This window comes from Paraburkholderia dipogonis (assembly GCF_042680985.1).
Lineage (GTDB): Bacteria > Pseudomonadota > Gammaproteobacteria > Burkholderiales > Burkholderiaceae > Paraburkholderia > Paraburkholderia phytofirmans.
This window is the reverse complement of sequence record NZ_JBHUFR010000012.1, coordinates 55246-80526: the sequence shown is the minus strand read 5'-3', so window position 1 is coordinate 80526 and position 25281 is coordinate 55246. Positions and strand designations below refer to the sequence as shown.

General features: G+C 60.9%; 20 protein-coding genes and 1 pseudogene. 13 read left to right on the top strand and 8 right to left on the bottom strand.

Going from position 1 to position 25281, the window contains the following annotated elements:
* On the bottom strand, window positions 1-741 hold a 741-nt coding region (locus ACFSNN_RS17525), incomplete at its 3' end, for a phage integrase family protein (RefSeq protein WP_377779182.1).
* Window positions 742-1686: 945 nt separating this feature from the next.
* Here ACFSNN_RS17525 and ACFSNN_RS17520 point away from each other — a divergent pair.
* Both ACFSNN_RS17520 and ACFSNN_RS17515 read left to right on the top strand, forming a co-directional pair.
* Entirely contained in the window at window positions 1687-3318 is a 1632-nt protein-coding gene (locus ACFSNN_RS17520) for a methyl-accepting chemotaxis protein (protein ID WP_134465863.1), read from the top strand.
* 594 nt (window positions 3319-3912) lie between these two features.
* Window positions 3913-5157 carry an acyl-CoA dehydrogenase family protein gene (locus tag ACFSNN_RS17515; protein ID WP_134465862.1) on the top strand — a complete coding sequence of 415 codons (1245 nt, stop codon included), beginning with the start codon at window positions 3913-3915 and terminating at the stop codon, window positions 5155-5157.
* Between the two features lie 114 nt (window positions 5158-5271).
* On the opposite strand, the gene ACFSNN_RS17510 is transcribed toward ACFSNN_RS17515, so the two are convergent.
* Together ACFSNN_RS17510 and ACFSNN_RS17505 are read right to left on the bottom strand one after the other, a co-directional pair.
* The gene (locus ACFSNN_RS17510) at window positions 5272-6387 is read right to left on the bottom strand and encodes a sigma-54 interaction domain-containing protein (protein ID WP_279631200.1); all 1116 of its coding nucleotides are present in this window, start codon (window positions 6385-6387) and stop codon (window positions 5272-5274) included.
* A complete protein-coding gene (locus tag ACFSNN_RS17505) occupies window positions 6384-7649 on the bottom strand; it encodes an acyl-CoA dehydrogenase family protein (protein ID WP_244323193.1) in 1266 nt (421 codons plus the stop codon). Before ACFSNN_RS17505 ends, ACFSNN_RS17510 begins: the two co-directional genes overlap by 4 nt.
* Before the next feature lie 510 nt (window positions 7650-8159).
* Here ACFSNN_RS17505 and msuE point away from each other — a divergent pair.
* The 11 genes from msuE to ACFSNN_RS17450 all read left to right on the top strand — a co-directional run bounded on the left by msuE (window position 8160) and on the right by ACFSNN_RS17450 (window position 18149).
* Complete coding sequence (gene msuE, locus ACFSNN_RS17500; protein WP_134465860.1) at window positions 8160-8741, top strand: FMN reductase; 582 nt, start codon at window positions 8160-8162, stop codon at window positions 8739-8741.
* Window positions 8742-8769: 28 nt separating this feature from the next.
* Window positions 8770-9873, top strand: a complete 1104-nt coding sequence (gene sfnG / locus ACFSNN_RS17495) for a dimethylsulfone monooxygenase SfnG (RefSeq protein WP_134465859.1) — start codon at window positions 8770-8772, stop codon at window positions 9871-9873.
* Window positions 9874-9875: 2 nt separating this feature from the next.
* Window positions 9876-11021: an AMP-binding protein gene (locus ACFSNN_RS17490; RefSeq protein ID WP_134465858.1), complete on the top strand. Its 1146-nt coding sequence runs from the start codon at window positions 9876-9878 to the stop codon at window positions 11019-11021.
* A gap of 18 nt (window positions 11022-11039) precedes the next feature.
* Window positions 11040-11819 carry an ABC transporter ATP-binding protein gene (locus tag ACFSNN_RS17485; RefSeq protein WP_134465857.1) on the top strand — a complete coding sequence of 260 codons (780 nt, stop codon included), beginning with the start codon at window positions 11040-11042 and terminating at the stop codon, window positions 11817-11819.
* Window positions 11820-11832: 13 nt separating this feature from the next.
* Window positions 11833-12714, top strand: a complete 882-nt coding sequence (locus ACFSNN_RS17480) for a branched-chain amino acid ABC transporter permease (protein WP_134465856.1) — start codon at window positions 11833-11835, stop codon at window positions 12712-12714.
* Between the two features lie 7 nt (window positions 12715-12721).
* Window positions 12722-13789, top strand: coding sequence for a branched-chain amino acid ABC transporter permease (locus tag ACFSNN_RS17475; RefSeq protein ID WP_134465855.1), 1068 nt, complete (start codon window positions 12722-12724; stop codon window positions 13787-13789).
* A 58-nt stretch (window positions 13790-13847) separates the two neighbouring features.
* Complete coding sequence (locus ACFSNN_RS17470) at window positions 13848-15209, top strand: ABC transporter substrate-binding protein (protein ID WP_134465854.1); 1362 nt, start codon at window positions 13848-13850, stop codon at window positions 15207-15209.
* Window positions 15210-15211: 2 nt separating this feature from the next.
* Window positions 15212-16060: an ABC transporter ATP-binding protein gene (locus tag ACFSNN_RS17465; protein ID WP_377689117.1), complete on the top strand. Its 849-nt coding sequence runs from the start codon at window positions 15212-15214 to the stop codon at window positions 16058-16060.
* A 2-nt stretch (window positions 16061-16062) separates the two neighbouring features.
* Window positions 16063-16566 (top strand): hypothetical protein, encoded by a 504-nt coding sequence (locus ACFSNN_RS17460; protein WP_134465852.1) that lies wholly within the window; start codon window positions 16063-16065, stop codon window positions 16564-16566.
* Between the two features lie 177 nt (window positions 16567-16743).
* On the top strand, window positions 16744-16902 hold the full coding sequence (locus tag ACFSNN_RS17455; protein WP_244323191.1) for an IS4/Tn5 family transposase DNA-binding protein: 159 nt from the start codon (window positions 16744-16746) through the stop codon (window positions 16900-16902).
* A complete protein-coding gene (locus ACFSNN_RS17450; RefSeq protein WP_244323190.1) occupies window positions 16854-18149 on the top strand; it encodes an IS4 family transposase in 1296 nt (431 codons plus the stop codon). Before ACFSNN_RS17455 ends, ACFSNN_RS17450 begins: the two co-directional genes overlap by 49 nt.
* Window positions 18150-18155: 6 nt before the next feature.
* Here ACFSNN_RS17450 and ACFSNN_RS17445 read toward each other — a convergent pair.
* The 5 genes and pseudogenes from ACFSNN_RS17445 to ACFSNN_RS17425 all read right to left on the bottom strand — a co-directional run.
* Window positions 18156-18263, bottom strand: a pseudogene (locus tag ACFSNN_RS17445) (IS6 family transposase); the annotation flags it as partial.
* 42 nt (window positions 18264-18305) lie between these two features.
* A complete protein-coding gene (atzF, locus tag ACFSNN_RS17440; protein WP_134465851.1) occupies window positions 18306-20111 on the bottom strand; it encodes an allophanate hydrolase in 1806 nt (601 codons plus the stop codon).
* 19 nt (window positions 20112-20130) lie between these two features.
* Complete coding sequence (gene uca / locus ACFSNN_RS17435) at window positions 20131-23730, bottom strand: urea carboxylase (RefSeq protein ID WP_134465850.1); 3600 nt, start codon at window positions 23728-23730, stop codon at window positions 20131-20133.
* Between the two features lie 175 nt (window positions 23731-23905).
* On the bottom strand, window positions 23906-24547 hold the full coding sequence (locus ACFSNN_RS17430) for an urea amidolyase associated protein UAAP2 (protein WP_134465849.1): 642 nt from the start codon (window positions 24545-24547) through the stop codon (window positions 23906-23908).
* A gap of 15 nt (window positions 24548-24562) precedes the next feature.
* Window positions 24563-25267: an urea amidolyase associated protein UAAP1 gene (locus ACFSNN_RS17425; protein WP_134465848.1), complete on the bottom strand. Its 705-nt coding sequence runs from the start codon at window positions 25265-25267 to the stop codon at window positions 24563-24565.
* Window positions 25268-25281 lie beyond the last annotated feature (14 nt).

Sequence of the window (25281 nt, the reverse complement as noted above, 5' to 3'; positions counted from 1 at the left end):
TCCCAGTATTTTCAAGGCTCCGGCTGATGTCCATTTTCTTTCTCTTGCGCGTAACGTCTGAACGGCCTGGTAATCGTTGTCCGCATCGAGCGTACAGGTCGCGCGCGGGGCGCGATAAGCACCGGCCGAGCCGTCGACCTCATGCGGCAGCCGCAACTGCTCCCACGGCACGATGGGGCTGGCCGGCGAGAGGGCGAGGAGTGCCCTCGCCCGCTCCGTCAGCGCCGGGTGCGCGGCAAAGAACGCCTCGATTTTCCGGGCACTGGCGGGACCGAGCCCGGGAATGACCTTCCACCACTGGCGCCGGCGCGGGATCCGGACGGTGAGATCTGCCAGCGTCGCCATGCCGTGCGCGCGCAGCGTGGCGACCGCCCGCGCCGGCAGCCAGAGGCCGAGGTCGTCGCTGATCTGCGGCACCGGCAGGCGCACGTGCCGCAGGACGCCGATCGCGTCGGCGACCGCCTTCGCCTCCCGCAAACGCTCACCGTCAGGGTGCGCAAAGACAGCGGCCAGATCCGGCCGGCCGAGCTGCCGCGCAATCTTCCCCAGCCGCCGGCGAACGCCGCCGAGGACACCGCGCGCCGACTGCCGTGCCCCGATGCGATCCGGCAGGTAGCGTGCCACGGCCTGGCGAACCGGCATGCCGGCGTACCACGCGCGCAGCGCGGCCAGCTCATCCGCATCGGGAAAGCCATCGATGGCCGGATCGGTCGAAGTTGGGGAGGTCAGGCGCGTTTGCATGACCAGCAGTTTGGCACAGAAACGTTGCTATTGTGATAAGCATACTTATCTTTACAGCGATGTTCCTAGCATTACCTGGACGACGCAATCTGCGACAGATAGCAGTCGCCGTGGCGACGCCGAACCGAAACCGAGACCGATAAGTCATCTTTGACCGGGCCGCAGCAAGCAACAATTTATTTGCACTCCATATCGATTAACTCATCAAGATCATCCGCTATCTCCTCCTCCGACGGCATTCGCTACTCCGCCCCTCATTGATACGGTAGCAAGCGCTGTCATTCGTACCGAGGCCCAGTGCGAAGTCGTCAATCTTCGCCTTTGTTGTCTGACCGCAGGGGCAGCAAACGCGTCAGAAGTTGGGAAAAGACCGTACGCGTGCGCAAGACGATTCCCCAAAAAACACATCGCATGCTCGTCATTTTGGGTCCGCTCCATTTGGCAATCCTCAGAGTGAAACCCAGATGAAAGCGCGATCGCGTCTCGAGCACTTTATCTTCCATTGCGTCGCTGTGTCTGACAGCTGCCGGCAAGCAGTCGACCGATTTCCGGCTATACCGGGTCTCCCTACGAAATGCTGACAATTGCGAGGATGGTGCGCAGATGTGTATCAATGAGTTGGCGGGGTCCTGCCTCTGGATTTCCTACGTGCTTCCTTTTGCAAGGGTAAATCCACATTCGCGGTCTCTCAAGTTCGGCGCGCCTGCGCCGAAATATGTCCAAAGCACCTCTGTCAGGCCGAACAGATTTGAAGCACCGCTTTGGTTCGTGTCTCACGCAGGATTACTAACTGTAATGCCAAGACGCACGGCGAATCCGGTCAATCTTCAGACGAAAATGCGTCGCGGCAACGACATTCCATCTCGGACCATGCAGCAGATTTGTACGTTCGCCGTGCAACGACCTGTAATGGCACGAGGTCATTCGACTTCACAGGACGACAGCATGAAAATCAGCAACATGACCCTTGGCACCAAACTGATCAGCGCTTTTGTACTCGTTTGCCTGATCGGGGCGGTTGTAAGCGGAATCGGAATACGCAATATGGCCAGGATCAACGATGAAGGAGACAAGGTCTACCGGTTTGACCTGGTCGGATTATCGCTGTCGCAAAAGGGATACGTCGGTGTGCTGGAGGCTGCGCGGTCGTTACGCAACGCCATACTGTCTTCCACCTCGGGGCAGCGAGCCGAATTCCTGAGAAAAAGTGAGCAAAACCTTGCGGCAGCACGCGAATCGCTCGACAAGGCCAGGCCGCTATTTGAAAGCGAACAGGGCAAGGCGCTGTTCGCCGACCTTGATCAGGCCTGGCGTGACTACGACGAGGGCTTCAGGGAGATGGCAACAAAAGCCAGCGCTGCTCCGCTACAGGATCACAGCGAACTCGCCGAACACCTGTTTGGCGATTTTCGCGCGAAGGCCGACAAGATTGACAGACTGGTGAACGCCCTGGTGAACAGAAAACAGGACGACGCGAAGGAAGCCGCCGAATCGAATCAGAACCTGTACGTGGCGAGTCGGAATCTGATGATCGCCCTGGTAATCTTCTCTACGTTGGCCGGAGTCGGCATCGGCATCTGGCTCACGCGTAGCCTGACCCGGCAACTCGGGACCGAGCCTGCGATTGCTGCTGATCTTGCAAGGAGCGTCGCGACAGGCGATCTCAGCGTAAACATTGAACTGCGTTCTGGCGATACGACCAGCCTGATGGCGTCGCTGAAGAACATGCGCGACAGTCTGTTGCGGGTTGTGTCGGATGTACGCCAGAATGCCGACGGGGTGGCTACCGCAAGCGCACAGATCGCTCAGGGAAATCTGGATCTATCGAGTCGCACCGAGGAGCAGGCGAGCGCGCTGGAAGAAACTGCCGCTTCAATGGAACAACTTACTATTACCGTCAAACAGAACGCTGAAAACGCCAGGGTGGCCAACGAATTGTCAAGCAACGCAAGTACGATTGCCGTCAAGGGCGGCGAGGTGGTCGATGAGGTGGTCGAAACGATGACGGGCATCAACGACAGTTCGAAGAAGATTGCCGAGATCATCAGCGTGATTGACGGGATTGCCTTCCAGACCAATATCCTTGCGCTGAACGCCGCCGTCGAAGCGGCACGTGCCGGTGACCAGGGCCGAGGCTTCGCGGTGGTTGCCGGGGAAGTTCGCAACCTCGCGCAGCGCAGCGCTGCAGCGGCGAAAGAAATCAAGTCGCTGATCTCTACCAGCGTAGAACGTGTAAGTGAGGGCACCGCCCTGGTCAATCGGGCAGGCACGACCATGGTCGAGATTGTCAATGCGATAAAACGTGTGTCCGAAGTTGTTGGCGAGATCAGCGTGGCGAGCAACGAACAGAGCGTCGGCATGGGTCAGGTAGGTGACGCTGTCAGTCAGATGGACGAGGTTACACAGCAGAACGCCGCCTTGGTCGAAGAGAGCGCAGCGGCTGCAGAAAGTCTGAGGTCTCAGGCCCAGCAACTGGTGCAAACCGTGGCAGTCTTCAAACTGTCGGACGGCGCCCCGCCTTCCACCGGCAACCTCAGAACGCCGGTGAAAATCGCCGCGACGTCCGTCACGGCGTGACTCGTGGCGAAAGTCCGGGCAACCTCTCCATGAGGGACAGCGCTGGGAGTCGTTGATCTGATGCAACCGGGAACCGCCAAGGCGACCGGACAGCGGCATTGCGGAAATTCGGGCTTCCCGATCCGGCAAATCGCGACGGTGCGGCGCTTCGCAAAAGCCGCCGCTGCCAAATATAACCCGCGAAGCTCAGGTTCGGTCACGTCCAGAACTGACCTTCGGCTGTCGACACACTTAAAGCGACGCAACTGGCTGGAATAAAGTATCGGAGCGGCTTTTCCTGCGTTAGAGGTTCACGTTAGCGAAAGTCAAACCTGGCGCGCCTGATCGATTGCGTCGGCGAGCTCGCATCGGCTATAAGAAAAATGTTTCCACACATCGCGGCCTCCTCGGCTGTTCGCTCTGATGACTGCCCACTGCTCCTGGGCAAGCAGTTCGTCAGCACGTTGCTCCGGGGCCAGCAGTACAGTGTCTTTACGCTCCCGATTCATCAAGGCTGATAGATGGTTAGCGCGATGGCATGTCTTGTGCTCTCTGCTCTTCACGACTAGAGCGACCGCTCTGCCTCATTCCACACATCGACCTCAGAGCACGAGTATGACAGCACGAAACCAGCACGAAACATCACCAATTTCACGTGGCGCCGACTATGCGGAGCTGGCCGCCACATTCCGCCCTGTCTTCGGCCGGATCGCGGAAGGCGCGCTTGAACGTGAACGTACCCGTACGCTGCCGTATGAGCAGATTGTCTGGCTGAAGGAAGCCGGATTCGGTGCCATCAGAGTGCCGCGCGAATACGGCGGCGCCGGTGCGACGCTCCCGCAACTCGTGCAACTGCTGATCGAACTGGCTGAGGCCGATTCGAGTTTGCCGCAAGCGTTACGTGGCCACTTTGCCTTCGTCGAAGACAGGATCAATGCGGCGCCCGGCATAGCACGCGAAAAATGGCTGCAACGCTTCGTGGCGGGGGAAATCGTCGGCAATGCCTGGACCGAAGTCGGTGCGGTCAAGATTGGAGACGTCATCACGCGGGTATCTCGCCGCAACGACCGGTGGGTCGTCAACGGAACAAAGTACTACAGCACGGGCAGCATCTTCGCCGACTGGATCGACGTCTACGCACAGCGCGACGACAACGGTGCAGACGTCATCGCGGCAGTGAGCACGCATCAGCCAGGTGTCAAACAAAGCGACGACTGGGACGGTTTCGGTCAGCGCACCACCGGAAGCGGAACGTCTGTTTTCGACAACGCCATGGTCGAGGAAGAGAATATAATCGACTTCTCCACACGCTTCAAATACCAGACGGCGTTCTATCAGCTCGTGCTGATCGCCGTGATTGCGGGTACGGGGCGCGCCGCATTGCGCGACATTTCGCGTGAAGTCCGCAAACGTACCCGGGTCTACAGTCACGGTAACGCGCCGCGCGTCAGTGAAGATGCTCAGGTGCAGCAGGTGGTGGGGCAAATAGCGGCGCGCGTGTACGCCGCGGAAGCCGCCGCCGTGCGAGCCGCGGAGCCATCGCAGAGCGCGTATGAAGCTCGCTTCGGCGCAGACCGGGAGGCTGAGCAGGCTGCGAACGTGGCGGCCGAAATCGAGTCGGCAAAAGCGCAAGTCGCCGTGGCCGGTTTGATTCTTCAAGCGACCACCGACCTGTTCAACGCACTCGGCGCATCGGGCATCAGCGAAAACAAGCTACTGGACCGTCACTGGCGAAACGCGCGCACCGCCGCGTCGCACAATCCGCTGATCTACAAGGAACGGATCGTGGGTGACTGGGAAATCAACGGCACTCAACCGCCGTTTGTCTGGCAGATCGGCAACAGCAGATCGATCGAATAATCCGCGTGCCTCGTGGCGTGCTGCATCGGGCGCGGGCCGGTTTCACAATCGCCCCACGCTCGCGCTCCGCAGCGTGAGCAGGGATCGTGCGTATCCGGCATGGCCTGGACGTGCCTACTTGTGGGCGGAAATCTGTTTGGCCCGGATCAGGCGCGCGCGCAACACATTGCGGCTAATGCCGAGCAGCCTTGCAGCCTGAATCTGATTCCGATAGCAGAAGTCGAAGGCCACGCGCATCACCGTGTCTTCGATCTGTTCGAACAGGTTGCCCTCCGCGTTTTCGAAAACGTGACGCAATGCGCCCTCAAGCCCCTCTAATGGCGACGACGCAACGAGTTCAATGGGCGCGCGGCGCGCGGCGGGAATCCCGAACGACGACGTCTGCAGATCGCCCTCACCCAGCGAATCGGTGCGGCACACCAGCAGGGCATAGTGAATGACGTTCTCAAGCTCGCGGATGTTGCCGGGCCAGCCATGGTCCAGCAACTTTCGCTCAGCACGCGGTTCGATGCTGACGGGCCCATAGCCGAGCCGGCTCCGGTACTCTTCAATGAAGTGGCGGGCCAGTGGCAATATATCGCCGGGCCGATCGCGCAGCGTCGGCACAGCCAGATGCACGACGTTCAGCCGATAGAACAGATCCTCGCGGAAATGACCCGCCGCCACCGCATCCTGCAGATGCACATTGGTGGCCGCCAGCACGCGCACGTCGATAGCAATGCTCCTGCGCGAGCCGAGACGCACGATCTCACGTTCCTGCAATACGCGCAGCAGTTTGACCTGCATCGACAGCGGCAGATCGCCGATTTCGTCCAGAAACAGCGTCCCTCCATTGGCCGCTTCGAACCAGCCAGGTTTGGCGCAGAACGCGCCAGTGAACGCGCCTTTCTCGTGACCGAACAACTCGCTCTCCACCAGCGACTCGGAGAACGCCCCGCAATTGACCGCCACAAAAGGGCCGTCCTTCCTCGCACTCAGGTTATGCACATGACGTGCGACCAGTTCTTTACCTGTCCCTGTCTCGCCGATCACGAGCACATTGGCGTCGCTCGGCGCGATCATGCGAATACGCTCGAGCAACGCCAGCGACCGTGGGTCCGAAAAGACCTGGGCGGTCGCGCGAATGGAGGTGGTCAGCGTGCGCTTGTCGGGCATCGTCAGCAACGGCGTCGCTTCCGTTCGCGCGATGGCCGACTGGCGCGGCAATTCTTGACTGAGTGAATAGTTCATGAGTAGAAACTCGGCATCGGATATCGTTGCGTCAGCGCCCATTCACCGATTTCTCGAAGCTTGTAGGCGAGCGGATCGTGAAGCGTATAGGTGCGCAAATTTCGCCAGTGGCGGTCCAGCCTCAGTGCGCCATGGGTCGCGCGCGCACCGGCCACATCAAACATGCGCGTACAGATGGTGAGCCCAATTGCCGTGGCGGCGACTTTGGCAGTGGCAACCGCCAACGCCACTTCGCCACGCTCGGCGTCGGTCAGCGCATCCGCGCGCCTCCAGGCCGCATCGAAGCGATCCGCTGCACGGTCGGCTAACACCCGCGCCGCCTCGAGGCCCGCCCAGAACTCGCCGTACTGGCCGAGGATATAAGGGTCGGCCGCAGCGGTTTGCACGCCGGACGTATGCCACGGCCGCGCTTCGTGAAGGGTGTAATGGCGGGCGTCGTTGAACGCGCTCTCGCCGATGCCGAGATAGACATTCGTCAGGATCAGTTGGGCCAGCAAGGGACGCAGGCACGCAAAGGGCGTCGATAACGGTCCGGGGTCGGTCAGAATCTCGTGATTCTCCACCCTCACCTTTTCGAGCGTCACCGTGCCGCTGTCCGTCTGCCGCTGGCCGATGCTATTCCAGTCTTCCGCAACGGAAATGCCCGTACGCGCGGTCGGGATCGCTGCGATCAGCAGCGTTCCGGTGCCTGCGTCCCGCGCGGACGCGATCAGCATTTCGGAATCAAGCGCACCGGAACAGAAGCTCTTCTGCCCACTGAATTCCCGCCAATCCACATACGAGTGGCTCACGGCCCGCTCATCGAGCGGGTTTAGCGCGTTACCCCAGAACCATTGTCGGCGGGCCGTCTGCGCCAGCCACGCGCGCCATTGCGCCGGGGAGCCGAACAGGCGCACTGTCGCCAGCATCAGGTGGTGAAAGCCGAATACATGACCGAGCGAGCTATCGGCTCGCCCAATTATGCGAATGACATCCAGGGTCTGGCGCCAGTTTGCCCCGAGGCCGCCGTGTGCCTTGGGAATGCTCAATGCAAGAAGACCGCTGGCGCGCAACGCGTCTCGCTCGGCTTTCGGCGTTCCACCCCGCGCGTCGCGTTCGGCGGCGGTTAGCGCAAATGTGGTCGAGAGACGCTGTGCGATCTGCAGGGGCGTTTCAGCGACCGATGCCGCCTTCGCACGCGCGAGCACAGAAGCCGGTACGTCCGGCAGTACGTAGGTCGAGTTCATATCGCTAAGGACACGCGCTCCTCTGTGTGTGGGCATGAAACATATGTCGATTGGCGGAGGTTGAACAGGGCTGAACGGCATCGATCAGAGTTGCTTCCTGAGAAACGTATTCTGACCATCTGTCGCGAATCCCGATGCATTTTGTTGTGGTATCCAAAGTCGAATTGCTGCATACGCAGCAGCATCGGTATGGATGCTGCCTGTGCACCAGCATGGCCGCACTCACTGCCTCCCGGACAGCAGGCCTTCGCGAACGCGGAAAGCCTTCTAACACTTTGCTAGCACGCGGAACTGCTGCTCCAGCAGCAACGCTGAAACCATCCTGCTTCACCAGCTTCATACGTCAGCCTGCAATAGTTCTGCGCCATGGCGATATGTGCGAAGACAAAGCCCGCAAACGGCTATGCGCTTTGACGTGGCGCGCGATCGACGTCGGTTCGCACATTACTCCGCCCCTGTCTTTCCAAAGCGAAAACAGATGGCACGGTATTCGCTCATTAAGCTGCATTCCAGATTAATGAGCGTTTGACCAAAAGGATCGTTTGAATGAGCAACAGATTAAAAGTGGTCGCTGTCTCCGGTGGATTACAACGGCCGTCGCGCACCCTCGTCGTGGTCGAACGCCTGCTTGCCGAGCTCGGCGATTCGCTGCCGATCAACACGCACCTCATCGAGTTGGGGCAGATCGCTTCAAGCCTCGCGGGTGCAGTTCATCGCTCGCAGGTCCCTGTTGAAGTTGAATCTCACATCGAGGCTATTGAATCGGCGGATCTCCTTGTCGTTGCCAGTCCGGTCTATCGAGGATCGTATACGGGACTCTTCAAGCATCTTTTCGATCTCGTGCATCACGAAGCGTTGTTCGACGTACCGGTTCTGCTCGCCGCAACCGGCGGCAGCGATCGGCACGCGCTCGTGATCGATCATCAGTTGCGTCCGCTGTTCAGTTTCTTTCAGGCTCGCACGCTGCCGATCGGCGTGTATGCGTCGGAAGCCGACTTCAGCGGCTACGCGGTGTCGAACCCGGCGCTGGACGAACGCATTGCACTAGCTGTAACGCGTGCGCTTCCGTGGCTGCATGCCGGACGTCTCCCCGCTTCTGCCCTGCAAGGCGCAACGCTGGCTGCCTAGCCATCTTCATTCAAATATCAGGAACATCATGAGCCAGAACAATTCTCACGACGACGCCGTCAAGTTCGCCTACTGGGTGCCCAACGTCAGCGGCGGTCTGGTCGTCAGCACGATCGAGCAGCGCACGGACTGGAGTCTCGAGTACAACCAGAAGCTCGCACAAGTCGCAGAGGAAGCCGGTTTCGACTACGCGCTAAGCCAGATCCGCTTCACCGCCGGCTACGGCGCGGAGTATCAGCACGAATCGGTTTCGTTCAGTCAGGCCCTGTTGCACGCGACCACAAGACTCAAGGTGCTGGCAGCGATCCTGCCAGGCCCGTGGCACCCCGCCGTGGTCGCGAAACAGCTGGCCACAATCGACCATATTTCCAATGGCCGCATTGCAATCAACGTGGTGAGTGGCTGGTTCAAAGGTGAATTCACCGCGCTCGGCGAACCGTGGCTCGAACACGACGAACGCTATCGACGCTCGAACGAATTCATTCAGGCGCTCAAGGGCATCTGGACGCAGGACAATTTCACCTTCAAGGGTGACTTCTACCGTTTCAACGATTACACGCTGAGTCCCAAGCCGGTGCAAAAGCCGCATCCGGAGATCTTTCAGGGCGGCAGTTCACGCGCCGCACGGGACAACGCTGCGAGCGTCTCCGACTGGTATTTCACTAATGGCAACACGCCAGAAAAGCTGAAAGAACAGATCGACGATATTCAGGCCAAGGCGGCAAAAAACAATCACAAGGTGCGCATCGGCGTGAATGCCTTTGTGATCGCCCGTGATACCGAAGAAGAGGCCAAGGCCGTGCTCGCCGATATCATCAAACATGCGCACGTCGAAGCGGTGCACGCTTTCGGTGATGCCGTCAAACAGGCCGGCAAGGCGTCGCCGGAAGGCGAAGGCAACTGGGCTACCTCGAGCTTCGAAGACCTCGTGCAATACAACGATGGCTTCCGTACCAATCTCATCGGTACGCCGCAGCAGATCGCCGAGCGCATCGTCGAATTGAAGTCGGTCGGCGTGGATCTCGTGTTGACGGGTTTTCTCCATTTCATCGAAGAAGTGGAGTATTTCGGCAAGCGGGTTTTGCCGCTGGTACGCGAACTCGAACTCCAACAACAGGCGAGAGCCGCCTGATCATGACAACCGCACAGCCGTCGACGCTGCCTGACTGGTTGCGCCATCAGGCGCAGCAGCGGCCGCACGCTATCGCATTGCGGCACAAACGGCTTGGCGCATGGCACGCGCGGTCGTGGCAGGACGTTGCCGCGGCCGTCGAACAGCTGGCGGCCGGACTCGCGCAACGCGGCTTTGCGGCGGGTGACGCATTGCTGCTCGTCAGCCATCCGCGCGAGGAGGCGCTGTTACTGTCGCTAGCGGCGCAATGGAACGGTGGGGTTGCGATACCGCTCGATCCACTACTGTCCGACGACGCCTTGCGCACGGTGCTCGCGCTCATCGCCCCTGGCTTCGTGTTCGCCGAAGACGACAGCCAGATCGATCGCCTGCTGACGCATGAAGGATTGCGCGTGATCGATGCCAACCCGCGCGATCTGATGCCACATCCGCACTCCGCCGTAACCGACTATCGCGCGTTGCTGGCCCGTGAAAAGGCCGCTTTTGACTGTGCTGTACGGCCCCATGACGACGCATTCGCCTTCGTGCGCATCGACGTTGATGGGCAACTCGTCGAACAGCGCTTCTCCCATGCGGCATTGGTGCGTGAAGCACGCCAACTCATCGCCGTTGAAAAACTGAACGCAGACGACGAAGCGTTTGCCGCACGGGCTTTCGCGGCCGCATCCCAGGCGCGCTACCTGATTGCGCCCTGGCTCCTGAGCGGCTTTTGCCTGAATTTTCCGGAGTCGCTCGCGACACGCGACAACGATCGCCGCGAACTCGCACCCACACTCGTGGCGGGCACTCGCGAAACCTACGCCCGGGTGGCGCGGCTCGTCGATGACCGTTTGCCCGGCACACGTTCATGGCGACGCCGCCTGATCGGCCACGCGCAACACGGACAGGGTTCCCCGCTTGCCCGCGCACTGACCTGGTGGCTTATCACGCGTCCGTTACGCGAAGTCATCGGCTTTTCGCGCACCCATGCTGCGCTCGTCATCGGGCCGCCGCTCGATGATAGAACCGCTGCGCTGTTCCAGGCGCTTCGCGTCGATGTGCGTGCCTGGCCCGACACCGGCGACTGGCAGCGTGTGCAGCATAAACGTCAGGCCGTTGACCCGCAGCGCCGTGCAACGGACGACGCGTCAAAACAACCAGCCTATTGACGTATGACCCAACATTCAATGACTTCATCGTCCAACGCCTTGCTCTCACTCGAGCATATTTCGCTGTCGTTCAAGGGAGTGAAAGCCGTCACCGATATCAGCTTCGCTGTGCATACGGGTGAAATCTGCGCGCTGATCGGCCCGAACGGCGCGGGCAAGAGCTCGCTGCTCAACGTGATCAACGGCGTCTATCAGCCACAGCAAGGTAGCGTGAATTTCGATGGCCACACCTATCGGCGCATGAATCCGTATCACGCAGCGCATCGCGGCATTGGCCGCACGTTTCAGAACATCGCGCTGTTTCGCCGGATGAGCGTGCTCGACAACGTCCTCACCGGCCGCAATCTGCATCGGCGCAGCAGCTGGCTCGAGCAGGTTTTGGGCGTTGGCCGCGCGCGCGGCGATGAGCGCGCGCAAAGGCGTCATGCCGAGGTCATGATCGAAGCACTCGACCTGCAGCGGTATCGGCATGTTGCCGTCGGCACCTTGCCGTACGGCGTGCAAAAGCGCGTCGAACTGGCCCGCGCGCTCGCCGCCGAGCCACGTCTCTTACTGCTCGACGAGCCGATGTCGGGCATGAACGCAGACGAAAAACGTGCAATGGCCGGTTATGTGCTCGACGCCAACACGCAATTCGGCGTGACCGTCGTCCTGATCGAGCACGACATCGGCGTGGTGATGGACCTGTCGGATCACGTGGTGGTGCTCGACTACGGCAGGAAGATCGCCGACGGTGCTCCGGCCGATGTGCGAACCAACCCGGACGTGCTGGCCGCTTATCTCGGCACCCGTCACTGAGAGATTGAACACCATGGGATTTTTTCTCGAAGTACTCGTCGGCGGATTGCTGGCGGGCGTCATGTATTCGATGGTCGCGATCGGCTTCGTGCTGATTTACAAGGCGTCCGGCGTATTCAATTTCGGCCAGGGCTCGATGGTGCTATTCGGCGCGCTCACGTACGTGAGCCTTGTCGAGCGGCACATGAATCCCGTGCTTGCATTCGGCATCACGTTAGCGGCACTCGTTCTGATTGCACTATTGATCGGTCGACTCGTATTGCGGCCGCTGGTGAACCGGCCGCCCATTGTCCTGTTCATGGCGACGCTCGGTTTGAGTTTCATTCTTGAAGGCGCGGCGCAGCTATTCTGGGGCGCCCAGGTGCACGGTCTAGATCTCGGTATCGACGATAAACCGCTGAACGTGGCCGGCGTCATGATCAGTCAGTTCGACGTGTTCGCCGCGGCGAGCGCCGGTGCTCTGGTCATTGGTCTGTCGATTCTGACCGATCGCACGCAGCTTGGGTTGTCGCTGCGCGCGGTTGCGGACGATCCGCTCGCGGCGCTCGCAATCGGCATACGGCTGCCGCGCGTGTGGGCGGTGGCATGGGCGCTGGCCGGTTTTGTCAGCCTCGTGGCGGGGCTCCTGTGGGGGGCGCGGCTCGGCGTGCAGTTCTCGCTGTCGCTGGTGGTCCTGAAGGCGCTGCCGGTACTCATCATCGGCGGGTTTTCGTCGATCGGCGGCGCGATTGCCGGCGGGTTGCTGATCGGCGCATCGGAGAAGCTCGCCGAGGTCTATGTCGGCGGCCTGGTTGGCGGCGGCATCGAAAACTGGTTTCCCTATCTGCTCGCGATGCTGTTTTTGCTCGCGCGCCCCGTCGGCCTGTTCGGCGAACCTGCCGTTGAACGCGTGTGAGCCCGCCATGTCATCTCCCCTCCCCAGTCTGAACGCCCCTCATACGCTAAAGCCGTACGCGCAGCGCTTGCCGACGCTGAAGTTATTGGTGACGACGATTCTCGCGCTGGCCGCGTTCATCGCAGTGCCACTGTTCGGCAACGATTACTGGCTCAACGCCATTCTGATTCCATTCCTCGTGCTGTCGCTTGCGGGGCTGGGGCTGAACCTGGTCACTGGCTACGCGGGCCAACTCTCGCTCGGCTCGGCCGCGTTCATGTCGGTTGGCGCCTATGCGACCTACAACCTGATGGTGCGAGTGCCAGGTTTGCCGCTGATCGTCGACCTGTTGCTCGGGGGCTTGATCACTGCCGCGGTCGGTGCCGTATTCGGTTTGCCGAGTCTGCGCATTAAGGGCTTCTACCTGATCGTCTCGACCCTGGCTGCGCAGTTCTTTGCCGAATGGATATTTACGCGGGTTAGCTGGTTTTCCAACGACGACACCTCGGGCGTACTCAGCGCACCGCGCCTCACAGCATTCGGCTGGAAAATCGACACCCCGGCCGCGCGCTATCTGCTCGTACTCGGGGTCACGGTAGCCCTGTTCGCGCTTGCCACCCGGCTTGTGCGCAGCGAACTTGGCCGACGCTGGATGGCCGTGCGCGACATGGACACCGCCGCACGCGTGATCGGCATCCCGATCGGCCGTACCAAGCTGCTCGCTTTCACGCTGAGTTCATTCGTGATCGGCATTGCGGGTGCGTTGTGGGCGTTTGCGTACCTCGGTACGGTCGAACCACACGGTTTCGATCTCAATCTGTCGTTTGAGGTGCTGTTCATCGTCATCATCGGTGGGATGGGGAGCATTGGCGGGAATTTTCTGGGGGCTGCGTTCATCGTGCTGCTGCCCATTCTTCTCTCGAATGCGGCCGGCCTGTTCGCCAGCGTCGGCATCGAAGCCGGTCAGTTGCAGAACCTGCAGAAGATCATCTTCGGCACGTTAATCATCGTTTTTCTCATCAAGGAGCCGGACGGACTTGCAAGACTGGTCCTGACCGCGCGGCACCGTCTGCGCGACTGGCCGCTGCGCGCGTAACTACGGTTTCATCCATCGCTATTTAAGCCGTCTCTCTTTCACTGAAGGTCTATCCAGTATGAAATTCATCGACTCACTCAAGCGACTTCGCCCGGTTTCGCGCATCGCTGCCGCCGCGAGCCTGGTGCTTGCCCTGAGCGCCGCATTTGCATCCCACGCTCAGGCCGCCGGCGAAGAGTATTTCCCGCTGCAAAGCTACCGCGTCGGGCCCTATGCAGCGGGCGGGAGTGGCTTCTTTGGCGGCTTCATCGACTACATGAACCTCGTCAACAAGCGCGATGGCGGCGTCAATGGCGTCAAGCTGACATGGAGCGAATGCGAAACCGAATATGTCGTGGAAAAAGGCGTGGAATGCTACGAACGGCTCAAGAGCGGCCTGAATGGCGCGCCTGCGGCGGCCACCAATCCGCTGTCGGTCGGGATTGCCTATGCCACGCTCGACCGCTCGACCGCCGACAGGATTCCGCTGGTCACGATCAATCACGGCCGCACGGATTCCACCGACGGCGCGGTGTTCCCGTACGTCTTCCCGTTGCAACTCAACCCGTACAGCGAGGTCTCCGCGATCGTCAATTACATCGGTCAGCAGTCGGGCGGCCTGAGTCAGCTCAAGGGCAAGAAAATCGTGGTGCTCTACCACGGTTCTCCTTACGGCCGCGAGACAATTCCCGTGCTGGACAGTCTTTCGAAAAAGTACGGTTTTGAACTCACGCAGATAGAAGTCCCGCATCCGGGTAACGAGCAGGGCTCGCAGTGGCTCACCATCCACCGGATCAATCCGGACTGGGTGATTCTGCGCGGCTGGGGCGTGATGAATCCGGTCGCGTTGAAGTCGGCGCAGAAGGTGGGCTTCCCCGCGAATCATATTATCGGCAACATCTGGAGCAATTCGGAGGAAGATGCGCGTCCGGCGGGCGATGCCGCGAAGGGCTTCATTTCGATCACCACCCATCCGTCCGGTACCGGATTCCCGGTGATTCAGGCGATCGATCAATACGTGATCCAGCCTGGCAACGGCAACCTGAAGGATCCGTCGCGCTTCGGCACGGTGTACTACAACCTGGGGGTCGTCAACGGCATTCTCAATGTCGAGGCGTTACGCGTGGCGCAAGCCAGGTTCGGGAACAAACCGCTTACGGGAGACCAGGTGCGCTGGGGCTTCGAACATCTGAATCTCGACGACGCGCGTCTGAAGCAGTTGGGCGCCTATGGTCTGGTTCAGCCGCTGAAACTGTCGTGCTCGGATCACGAAGGTGGCGGTGCGGTGCGCTTCCAGCAATGGGACGGCCAGCAATGGAAGGTCATCAGCGGCTGGGTCCAGGCAGATCGTGCGCTGCTGCGGCCTATCATCGAGAAGTCGGCGAACGCGTACGCCAAAGAAAAGGGAATTACGCCGCGCGATTGCAGCAAGGATCTCTAGGCATGAGCGCCGCCCCCATCCTGCAGGTCGAAGAAATTGCCGTAACGTACAGCCAGCTCATTCCAGCATTGCGCGGCGTTTCATTGACCGTGCCATGCGGCGCCATCGTCGCCCTGCTGGGCGGTAACGGCGCGGGCAAGACGACCACGCTTAAGGCAATTTCGAACCTGATTCGTGCCGAACGTGGCGAGCTGACATCGGGCCGCATCGTCTATCGCGGCGACGCGATTACCGATGTGCAGCCATGGACGCTCGCCGAACGTGGGTTGGTCCAGGTGCTGGAGGGACGGCGTTGTTTTGCCCGCCTACCGGTCGAAGACAATCTGCGGCTCGGCGCTTTTGTGCGCCGGCCCGACCGTGCAGGGCTCGACGCGGATCTCGAACGCATCTACGGGATCTTTCCGCGGCTCAAGGAGCGTCGTAAAACGCTCGCGGGGTACACGTCCGGTGGAGAACAGCAGATGCTTGCAATCGGTCGGGCATTAATGGCGCGGCCCTCGCTGGTGTTGCTCGACGAACCTTCAATGGGGCTCGCTCCGCAAGTCGTCGAAGAGGTCTTCGAGATCGTGGCCGCACTCAATCGAGACGAAGGTGTCAGTTTTTTGCTGGCGGAGCAGAACGCCACGCTTGCGTTGCGGTATGCGCGGTACGGGTACGTACTCGAAGGCGGCCGGGTTACTGGGCAAGGCAACCCACAAACATTGCTGGCGGTCGATACCCTGCGGGACGCCTATCTGGGCAGCGGCCAGGCCGGTGTTGGCGGAACGCTGCGACAGTCATATCGTTCGCGTGTTGGCCCCGGCACCCCCGAGGCGCTGACGAATTCGCCTCTGCTCGAGCAACAGGGATAAGGGTGGCGCATCGAATTGTCACCGCGAACGAAATCATTTCAAATAGGCTCGCGATTTGGCGCGATCCAGGGCAGCGACGAAAATGGGTAAAACTTCGAGAACAGCGCTATTTTCTGCATCGCGTATGTGGGGACTGGCACACAGTCGCCGCATTATTGAAGGCGGCACCCGAACTCGCCGCGGTGAGCGATCGGCAGGGGCACACTGCAGTGCATCGGGCATGCGCAATCAAGCGTGGCGGTGGTCCACAACCGATCGAACCGAACGGGGTCAAGACAATCAAAACGCTGCTCGAAGCGGGCGCGGACCTTGAACAGGCCGTGGCTGTGGCTGTGGATGAGGATGAGGATGACGGGTATTTTCGCGCTACGCCGCTATGGTATGCGGTCGCCGTGGAGAAAATTTCCCATTGGCCGAGTATCTTTTACGGCGCGGCGCCGAGGCCGGCTATTCGCTTTGGGCAGCCGTGTGGCACGACGATGCCGATGTCTGTCGCGCACTGTTGAAGTCAAAACCGGAGCTGAACCTCAGGGCCCATGGCGAGACACCCCTCTTCTATGCAGCGAGCCGCTTTAACACTGAGGATTCCCCACATCTTCGTGAGCAGAGTGGTGAATGATCGCTTGTAAACAGTCTGCGTCGATGTTAACTTTGGCCAATTCTGTTCGCAACGGTAGTCGGGATTGGTCGACGAGAACGAGACGGGTGACTGGGCACGTACCGAATTCGGCGATGCGAATCTCGGTGATGCACGTCTGGCGCAACGTCTTGTTGCACTGGCTCGTCGACTCGCGTGCAGTCCGCAAAGTTCGTTCCACAATCTCTTAAGCCAGCCGAACTGAAGGCTGCTTACCGTTTCTTCGATAACACGCAGGTCGACACGAACGGCATCCTTGCGCCCCATATTGCGCAAACGCTCGATCGCATGAGGCAGGTGCCGATCGTGCTGGCAATTCAGGACACGACAGAGTTCAACCTGTCGCATCTGCCTGCGACTGAGGGCTTGGGTCGCGGCACCGGCAACAATGAGCAAGGCTTCATGATGCACAGCCTGCTGGCAGTCACGCCTGAGGGCTTGCCGCTAGGCGTGCTGGGCATGAAGACCTGGGTACGCCCCGAAGAGGCGTTCGGCAAGAGGGCCCCCGCGGTTACGCGTCCAATCGAACAGAAAGAAAGCTTCAAATGGCTTGAAGGCATCGAACATCTCGCGGCACTCAAGGTACGTTGTTCACAGACGCGGTTTGTCTGTGTCGGAGACCGCGAGAGCGATCTATACGAACTGTTTTCCACCGAACGCCCCGACGGAGTGGATTGGCTGATCCGCGCAGTACACAACCGCGTAGCGCGTCATCCGCAAGGCTACCTTTGGGAAACTGTGCTGGCCACCGTGCCTCGAGGCAATACTGAACTGCGGGTGCCAACCAGAGGTCAACTTCCTCAGCGCACGGCGCGATTGACGTTGCGTTGTGCGAACGTGCGACTGCACTCTCCAAGGGCACGCGCGAGCCGCCGCAGCTTGCCTGAGGTCAACGTCTTTGCGATTCACGCCATTGAGGATAATCCCCCGCATGGTGTTGAGCCGCTTGAATGGATGCTGCTGAGCTCGGTACCCACGACCTCGCTTGATGAAATTCTCGAACGGCTGGCCTGGTACGCGAGGCGCTGGACCATCGAGACGTGGCACCGTGTGCTCAAAAGTGGCTGCCGTATTGAGGCGCGTCAGTTCGGCACGCTCGACCGGTTTGTGAGAGCTACGGCGCTGTTTGCGGTCATCGCGTGGCACATCCTGTATGCAACACTGCTCGCGCGAAGCGATACGGAGTTGTGCTGCGAAGTATTGCTGCAACCCGTTGAATGGCAGGCGGTGTATTGCCACACCCACCGAACGACGCAGTTGCCAGAGCAGGTTCCAACACTGCAGCAAACCATATTGTGGATAGGCATGCTCGGCGGTTACCTGAATCGCAAGCATGATCGGCCACCAGGACCGACTGTTATATGGCGAGGATTCCTCGTCCTGCACGAAATTACGAAGATGTATCAGCTCTTCAAGACAAAGCGGATAGCGTCCTCAGCAAACTGTGGGTAAACCTCAGGCTTTAACACGATGTGCGAAGCCCGCGCCGAAATTGTCGCACCAGCGGCGGATCGTCTAGTGACTGACGATGACACCGCGCTCGAACAGCACTTCTTCAATATCACGCGGTCCTTGGATGGGCGTCTCCGCATCAGGCCGACGTGCATGTCATGTGTGCTCGCTAGCGAGCCATGCTCGCCAGCCGCCAAACTCCGTGATCTCAACCCCGGACTCCAGCCGATAAAATTCGCACAGAAAGCCGGTCACCCACGCGCCATTCGCCAGTTCAACCTTCCCTAGCGCAAGTGGAGACGGAATAGTCGCGATAAACGAGCCCAATTCCAGACTGGGCATCTCCCAGACCTCGACCGCGATCGCCGTGCCCCTGTCTGACTCTCGCCACATTCCCGGGCGCCGCGTGCCATCCGGCGTGGCCGCCAGCGCGGACAACCGGTAATGCGGCGCAGTTTGCGTAGCCTCTACGAAGCGTGCACCACGGCAAACCAGGTCACGATTGAGCGGTAAGCCCCGCATATGGGCGCCGCACACCGCGACCTTGACGCGATCGTTGTTCGCCTCTGGCCCGTCGTTTGCATCGGGCTTGCCGCCGCCGATACATCCGATGCCGCTCAGCCGTTGCAACGTGTCCGCCACGCTCAGCAGATACTGATCCGTGAATGCGCGCCCGAACACGGTGACGCCCCACGGCAGACCATTCGCCATGAACGCGGTCGGTGTCGCGACGGCGGCATAGTCGAGCAGGTTCATGAAGTTCGTGTAGTAGCCGAGCAGCGAGTTCGGCCGGATAGGATCGCGTTCCAGCTCTGCCAGCGTAACGGGACGCGGATATGTCGGCGTCAGAACAAAGTCGAGTGGTTCGAGCGCCGCGTCGCAGACCGCCTTCAATGCCTGCAAGCGATATTGCGCACGAAAGAGTTCGACTGCGCTCGCCGCTGGTGCCTTCGCCAACACGTCGCGAATGACCGGTAACACTGCGTCCGGGCTCGCTTCCATCAGTTCGCTCACGACGTTGTAACGTTCCGCAACCCAAGGACCTTCGTAAAGGAGTTTTGCCGCTTCGACGAACGGCGCGAAGTCGATTTCAACGACCACGCCGCCAGCCGCCTCGAGCATCGCGCGAGCCTTCGCAAACAATGCAGGACTTTCGGCACAGCCCGCGAATTCGACTTGCGACGGCACGCCGAACCGGAATGTGCCGAGCTTGCCGAACGCGCGTGCGTCGTTCCATTGAGGGTTCTTGCGGCTGTACTCATCGCGAAGATCAAGGTGCGCGGTGAGTGCGAGCAGTTCGCTGGCTTCGCGCGCGGTCGCCGTGAAGTAGGTCACGCAATCGAGCGTGCGGCAGGCCGGCACGACGCCTGCCGTGGACAGCAGGCCCTTGCTCGCCTTGAGGCCAACGAGGTTGTTCAATCCTGCCGGCACGCGGCCCGAGCCTGCAGTGTCAGTGCCGAGCGCAAAGCTGGCGACACCCAGCGCGACGGCCAGCGCGGAACCCGCGCTCGATCCGCCAGCGGGGTAGTCGGGATGCACGCTGTTACGGCACTTGCCGTAAGGTGAACGCGTGCCATTGAGGCCTGTGGCGAACTGATCGAGATTGGTCTTGCCAATCGGCAAGGCGCCCAGCGCGATCAGCTGCGCGACGAGCGTCGCCGATTCGGCCGGCGTATAGGCGAATGCGGGACAGGCGGCCGTTGTCGGAATGCCGGCCAGATCGATGTTGTCCTTGATGGCGAAAGGAATGCCATACAGCGGCAACGCATCGATATCCTGTGTTTCAAGCCAGTCGAGATACGGCGCGACTTCCGCTTCGCTTAAAAGGCGGATGAATAGATGAAACTCGGGATTCAGTGCGGCGGCTTTCGCCAGCAACTCGCCGATCAGCTTGCGGGGCGTGAGTGTCCCGGCACGGTAAGCGGCGCGCAGCGTGGACAGGCGCAGATCGAATGAAGACATGAGTGTTTTTCCAAGAATTTCAAAGACGCGTGATGACGGCAACGCGCTGCCCCGCGCGCACAGGCGAACCCGGCGCCACGTGAATCTCGCCGACCGTTCCCGCACACGGTGCGCACACGGAGATTTCCATTTTCATCGACTCGATGACGAGCAGTACGTCGCCACCCTCCACCGCATCGCCGGACGCCACTCGCACTTGCCAGAGGCTGCCGGCAATCTCGCTGTCCACCGCGACTTCACCGGCTTTTAGCGGCACCAGTTCCGTGCTTTCCGCGACCGGTGCGTCGAAGCTCTCCTCGGTCGTTCCCGCTTCGCGCCAACGCTCGCGTTCGGCCTGAAATGCGGCTTGCTGGCGCGCGCGGAAATGCTGGATGCCGGCCCATTCTCGCGTAAGAAACGCCTCGTAGTCAGCTAGGGACAACTCGGTTTCTTCGATCTTCAACGGATAGCGCCCGAGCGGAAAATCCGCGCGGATACGCGCCAGTTCATCGGCAGCGACTTCGTAGAAGCGGATCTGATCGAAGAAGCGCAACAGATACGGCCGCCCCGCGAAATCTGCGACTTCGCGATAGCGGTTCCACATCTGCAAGGTGCGGCCAACGAACTGATAACCGCCTGGCCCCTCCATCCCGTAGACGCATAGATACGCGCCGCCGATGCCGACCGAGTTCTCTGCCGTCCACGTGCGCGCCGGGTTGTATTTGGTCGTCACCAGCCGATGGCGCGGATCGAGCGGCGTCGCGACCGGCGCGCCAAGATACACGTCGCCGAGCCCCATCACGAGATAGCTGGCATCGAAAACGATCTGTTTGACGGCGTCGATCGAATCGAGGTCGTTGATGCGGCGGATAAACTCAAGATTGCTCGGACACCAGGGCGCGTCCTTGCGCACCGTGGTCATGTATTTGTCGATTGCGAGCCGGCACGCTGGATCGTCCCACGACAGCGGCAAATGCACGATCCGCGACGGCGCGCGCAAATCCTTTTGCAACAGGACGTCCTTCCATGCGCGCTCGACGATTGCGACCAGCCTCGAGAGCGGCAGGCTCTCCGGCTGATAATGAATCTGCAGTGAGCGGACGCCGGGTGTCAGATCGATCACACCAGCCAGCGCCATCGCTTCGAGCGACTGCATCAGCGCATGGCCGCGGAAACGCAAGACGAGATCAAGTTCCGTCGGGCCGATTTCAAGCAGCAGATGCGTGTCGCCCGAAACGCGCGCGACGAGCCGTTCGCGATCCGTGCCGGTATCGAGGATGACAGGCGACGTGAGCGCCGCTGCCCGCGCAAATGCCGGGTTCTCCTCTAATTCGAGTGTCTGCAATTCACGCAGACGTTGGCGTGCCGCCTCACGTGCTTCATCGATCTGCACGGGTACGAAGCGTACTTTGTCACCGGCCTTCAGCTGGCCGATTTGCCAGAGATCCGCCTCGATGATCGTCACAGGACAAACGAAGCCGCCAAGGCTCGGACCATCGGGGCCGAGAATCACCGGCATATCGCCGGTGAAATCGACCGCGCCGACCGCATACGGGTTGTCATGAATGTTCGATGGATGCAGCCCCGCCTCGCCGCCGTCCTCGCGCGACCACTCCGGCTTCGGTCCAATCAGACGCACCCCCGTGCGGCTGGAGTTGAAGTGGATCTCCCATTCGGTGTCGAAAAACTGCTCGACATAACGCGGGCTGAAGTATTCGGGCGCACCGTGCGGACCGTAGATCACGCGCAGCATGCGCACGGTTTCCAGTGCGGGAACGTTAGCGAGTACCGCACCCGCACGTTCATCCTGTAACGGATGAAGATGCAGCACGTCGCCCGCTCGCAGCGCTCGCCCGCCATGTCCGCCGAACTGGCCGAGTGTGAAGGTGCTGCGGCTGCCGAGATACACCGCGACGTCGAAGCCACCGCGCACGCACAGATAGGCACGCGCGCCCGCGCCGCGAATCGCGCCGAGTGCCAGTGTCGAACCGGCGGTGACGAGCAGCGTGGTATTCAGCGGCTGTTCGACATCGTCGAGCAGCACGGACAGATTCGCGCCCGTCACGGCGACCACGCTGTCCGCGTTAAAGCGCAAGGTCGGCCCACTCATCGTTATTTCAAGCGCGGCGGCGTCTGCGTCGTTGCCGAGCAGCCGGTTGCCGAGCCGCAGTGCGCGGTCGTCCATCGGACCGGACGGCGGAATACCGACAGCCCAGTAGCCGAGGCGGCCTGGGTGATCCTGCACGGTTGTCTGCGTGCCGCCGTTGACGACCTCGATCGTGCTCGCCTGATATTTGAGTCCTTCGAGACAGCGCGTCCACGGCTCGCCCAGCGCAAACGGGTCATCGTCGAGGATCTGGCGCAGGTAGTCGCGGTTCGTCTCGACGCCGTAGATACGCGTGTTCTGTAACGCGTCAGTGAGCGCATGGCGCGCCGCGTCGCGCGTCGCTGACCATGCGATCACCTTTGCCAGCATCGGGTCGAAATAGGGCGGCACTTCGCAGCCCGCTTCGATCCACGTATCGATGCGCAAGGCGCAACCGTCGGCGCGTGGAAACGCGACATCGGTCAGCAAGCCCGGGCTCGGTTTGAAATCTCGGCCCGGGTCTTCGGCGTAGAGCCGCGCCTGAATGGCGTGCCCATGCGGCTTCAACCCGGCCGCGAGTTCGCGCAGCGGCGCGAGCGTACCCGCCGCCAGTTCGATCATCCAGCGCACCAGGTCCACGCCCCAGACCTGCTCGGTCACGCCATGCTCCACCTGCAGGCGCGTATTCACCTCGAGGAAATAGAACTGCTGCGCGGCGCTGTCGTAGACGAATTCCACCGTGCCGGCCGAGCGGTAACTGACCGCCTTCGCGAGCTTCACCGCCGCGTCGCACAAGGCGACTGACATGCCGTCCGGCAAATTTGGCGCAGGCGTCTCTTCGAGCACCTTCTGGTTGCGTCGCTGCACCGAGCAGTCGCGCACGCCAAGGGCAATCGCATCGCCGCGGCCGTCGCCGAAGACCTGCACTTCCAGATGCCGCGCTCGCTCGATGTACTTTTCGAGGAACACGCCCGCATCGCTAAAATTATTCTGTCCGAGCCGTTTCACCACCTCGAAATGCGCGCTCAGTTCCTCGATGTTCCAGCACACCCGCATGCCGATACCGCCGCCGCCCGCCGTACTTTTCAGCATCACCGGATAGCCGATTGCCTCCGCTTCATCGAGCGCTGCGGACAGATCGTCAAGCAAGCCCGTGCCCTCGAGCATTGGCACGCCTTCGTCCGCCGCGATTGCGCGAGCGGTGTGTTTCAGGCCAAAAGCTCGCAACTGCGCAGGTGTCGGTCCGATGAACGCGATACCCGCCGCTTCGCACGCTTCCCCAAAGGCCGCATTCTCCGACAGGAACCCGTAGCCCGGATGGATTGCCTGCACGTTTTCTCGACGGGCGATCTCGAGGATCTTTTTTGTGTCGAGGTAGGTCGCAGAGGCCGGACCGTCGCCGAGACCGTGTGCGATGGGCGCCTCGCTCACATGAAGGCTCGCGCGATCCGCTTCCGCGTAGACGGCGACACCGGCTATATCGAGCTCACGCAGCGTTCTAAGGATGCGACACGCGATAGCGCCGCGATTGGCGATCAGGATTTTCTCGAACATGAGAGGGGACTGGATTCATGGGCGGGCCGTCCCGCCACGTGGGAGTTGCGTGCCACGGTCGTCCGCGGCAGAGGTCCGTGTCAGCGATTTGCGTGGGTCAATTGTTCCCGCGTACGGATGCTGCATCGTCCGGAGCGAACCAGCATGACGAAGTAAAGCCAGTTGCGGATACGCTTCAGTTCCATATCAAAAGCTCCGCAGGGGTCGGGTTATAGGCGTTGCAAGGATTGTTCAACTGCGGGCAGTTGGAGATCAGGACGATCACATCCATTGCCGCGCGCAATTCGACATACTTGCCTGGCGCCGAGATGCCGTCTTCGAACGTCAAACCGCCTTCGGACGTCACTGGCACGTTCATGAAGAAATTGATGTTCGCGCCGATATCCTGCTTCGACAAACGTCCGTCGTGCGCACAGGCGCGCAGATAGTTATCCCGGCAGCTATGCATGTAGCGCTTTTCCAGCGCGTAGCGCACCGTGTTGCTCTCCTGCGCGCAGGCACCGCCGAGCGTATCGTGACGGCCGCAGGTATCGGCGACGATCGTCAGCATAGGATTGCCGAGGTTCGAATACAGAACGGTACCTGTCGTCAGGTACAGGCTTTTCTGCCGGCGCAGCGTGCGCTGTGGGTCGAAACGCTCACGCGGATCGGCAAGACTGTAGAACAGCGTATCCACGGCCTGGTTGCCTTCCAGATCGAGAATGCGCAGCGTCTGCCCTACTTTCAGTTCGTGAAGCCACGGTTCACCCGCGGCGAGTGTCTCGCGAAAGACCGCGTTTTCGCGGCGTTTGTCGCTGACTGTCAGCGTCGTTGTCATGGTGTCGGGCTCCGCTCAGAGAAAGAAACGATCGGTGTTGACGAAACCGCGCACGTTTTCCTCGCACGAGGTTCGGCAAAGCTCGGCGACGTCGCGCTCCGCGTGACTCAATGCAAGTTTGACCGGCCTGGGCGCGTACTCCGGATTGGGATCGAGCGGATGCTGGATCGCGGTGAGCACGACGAGTGTGTTCATCGGCGCATACAGGTCGACGTGGTCGCCGGCCTTCGAATTGCCGGGTACGAAATTCAACGCGCCAGCGTCGGTCACCTCGACGCGGCTAAACAGATTGAGCGTCATCAACAGGTCCGAGATTCCGAGCCCCCACTTGCCCATCTCGACGAGCAGATTGTCCGTGCCGTTGCGATAGAACGCGTTGCGCAGGTCCTGATAGCGGCCCGTGCCGTAGCGCTCGTGCACTTCTTCCGCGTTCGATACGCCGCCGATACTGTCGTGCCAGCCGCAGGTATCCGCGACAATCGCGGCAAGTACGCGGCCCATATCGGAGTACAGGCAATGACCGGTCGTGAGTTTCGCCGTGTGCTGGCACTTCAGCGTATCGGGCAGGTTGAGCCGCTCGCTCTTCTCGGTTGCGTTGATCAGCATGACGCTGACGTTCGCGCCGCCGCGCAGGTCGGTGATGCGCAACGACTGGCCGCGCTTGACGATCAGCGATGCATGGCCGCCGCCGGGGACGGTTTCTTCGAGTAGCAAATCCATGTTGTTCAGATTCC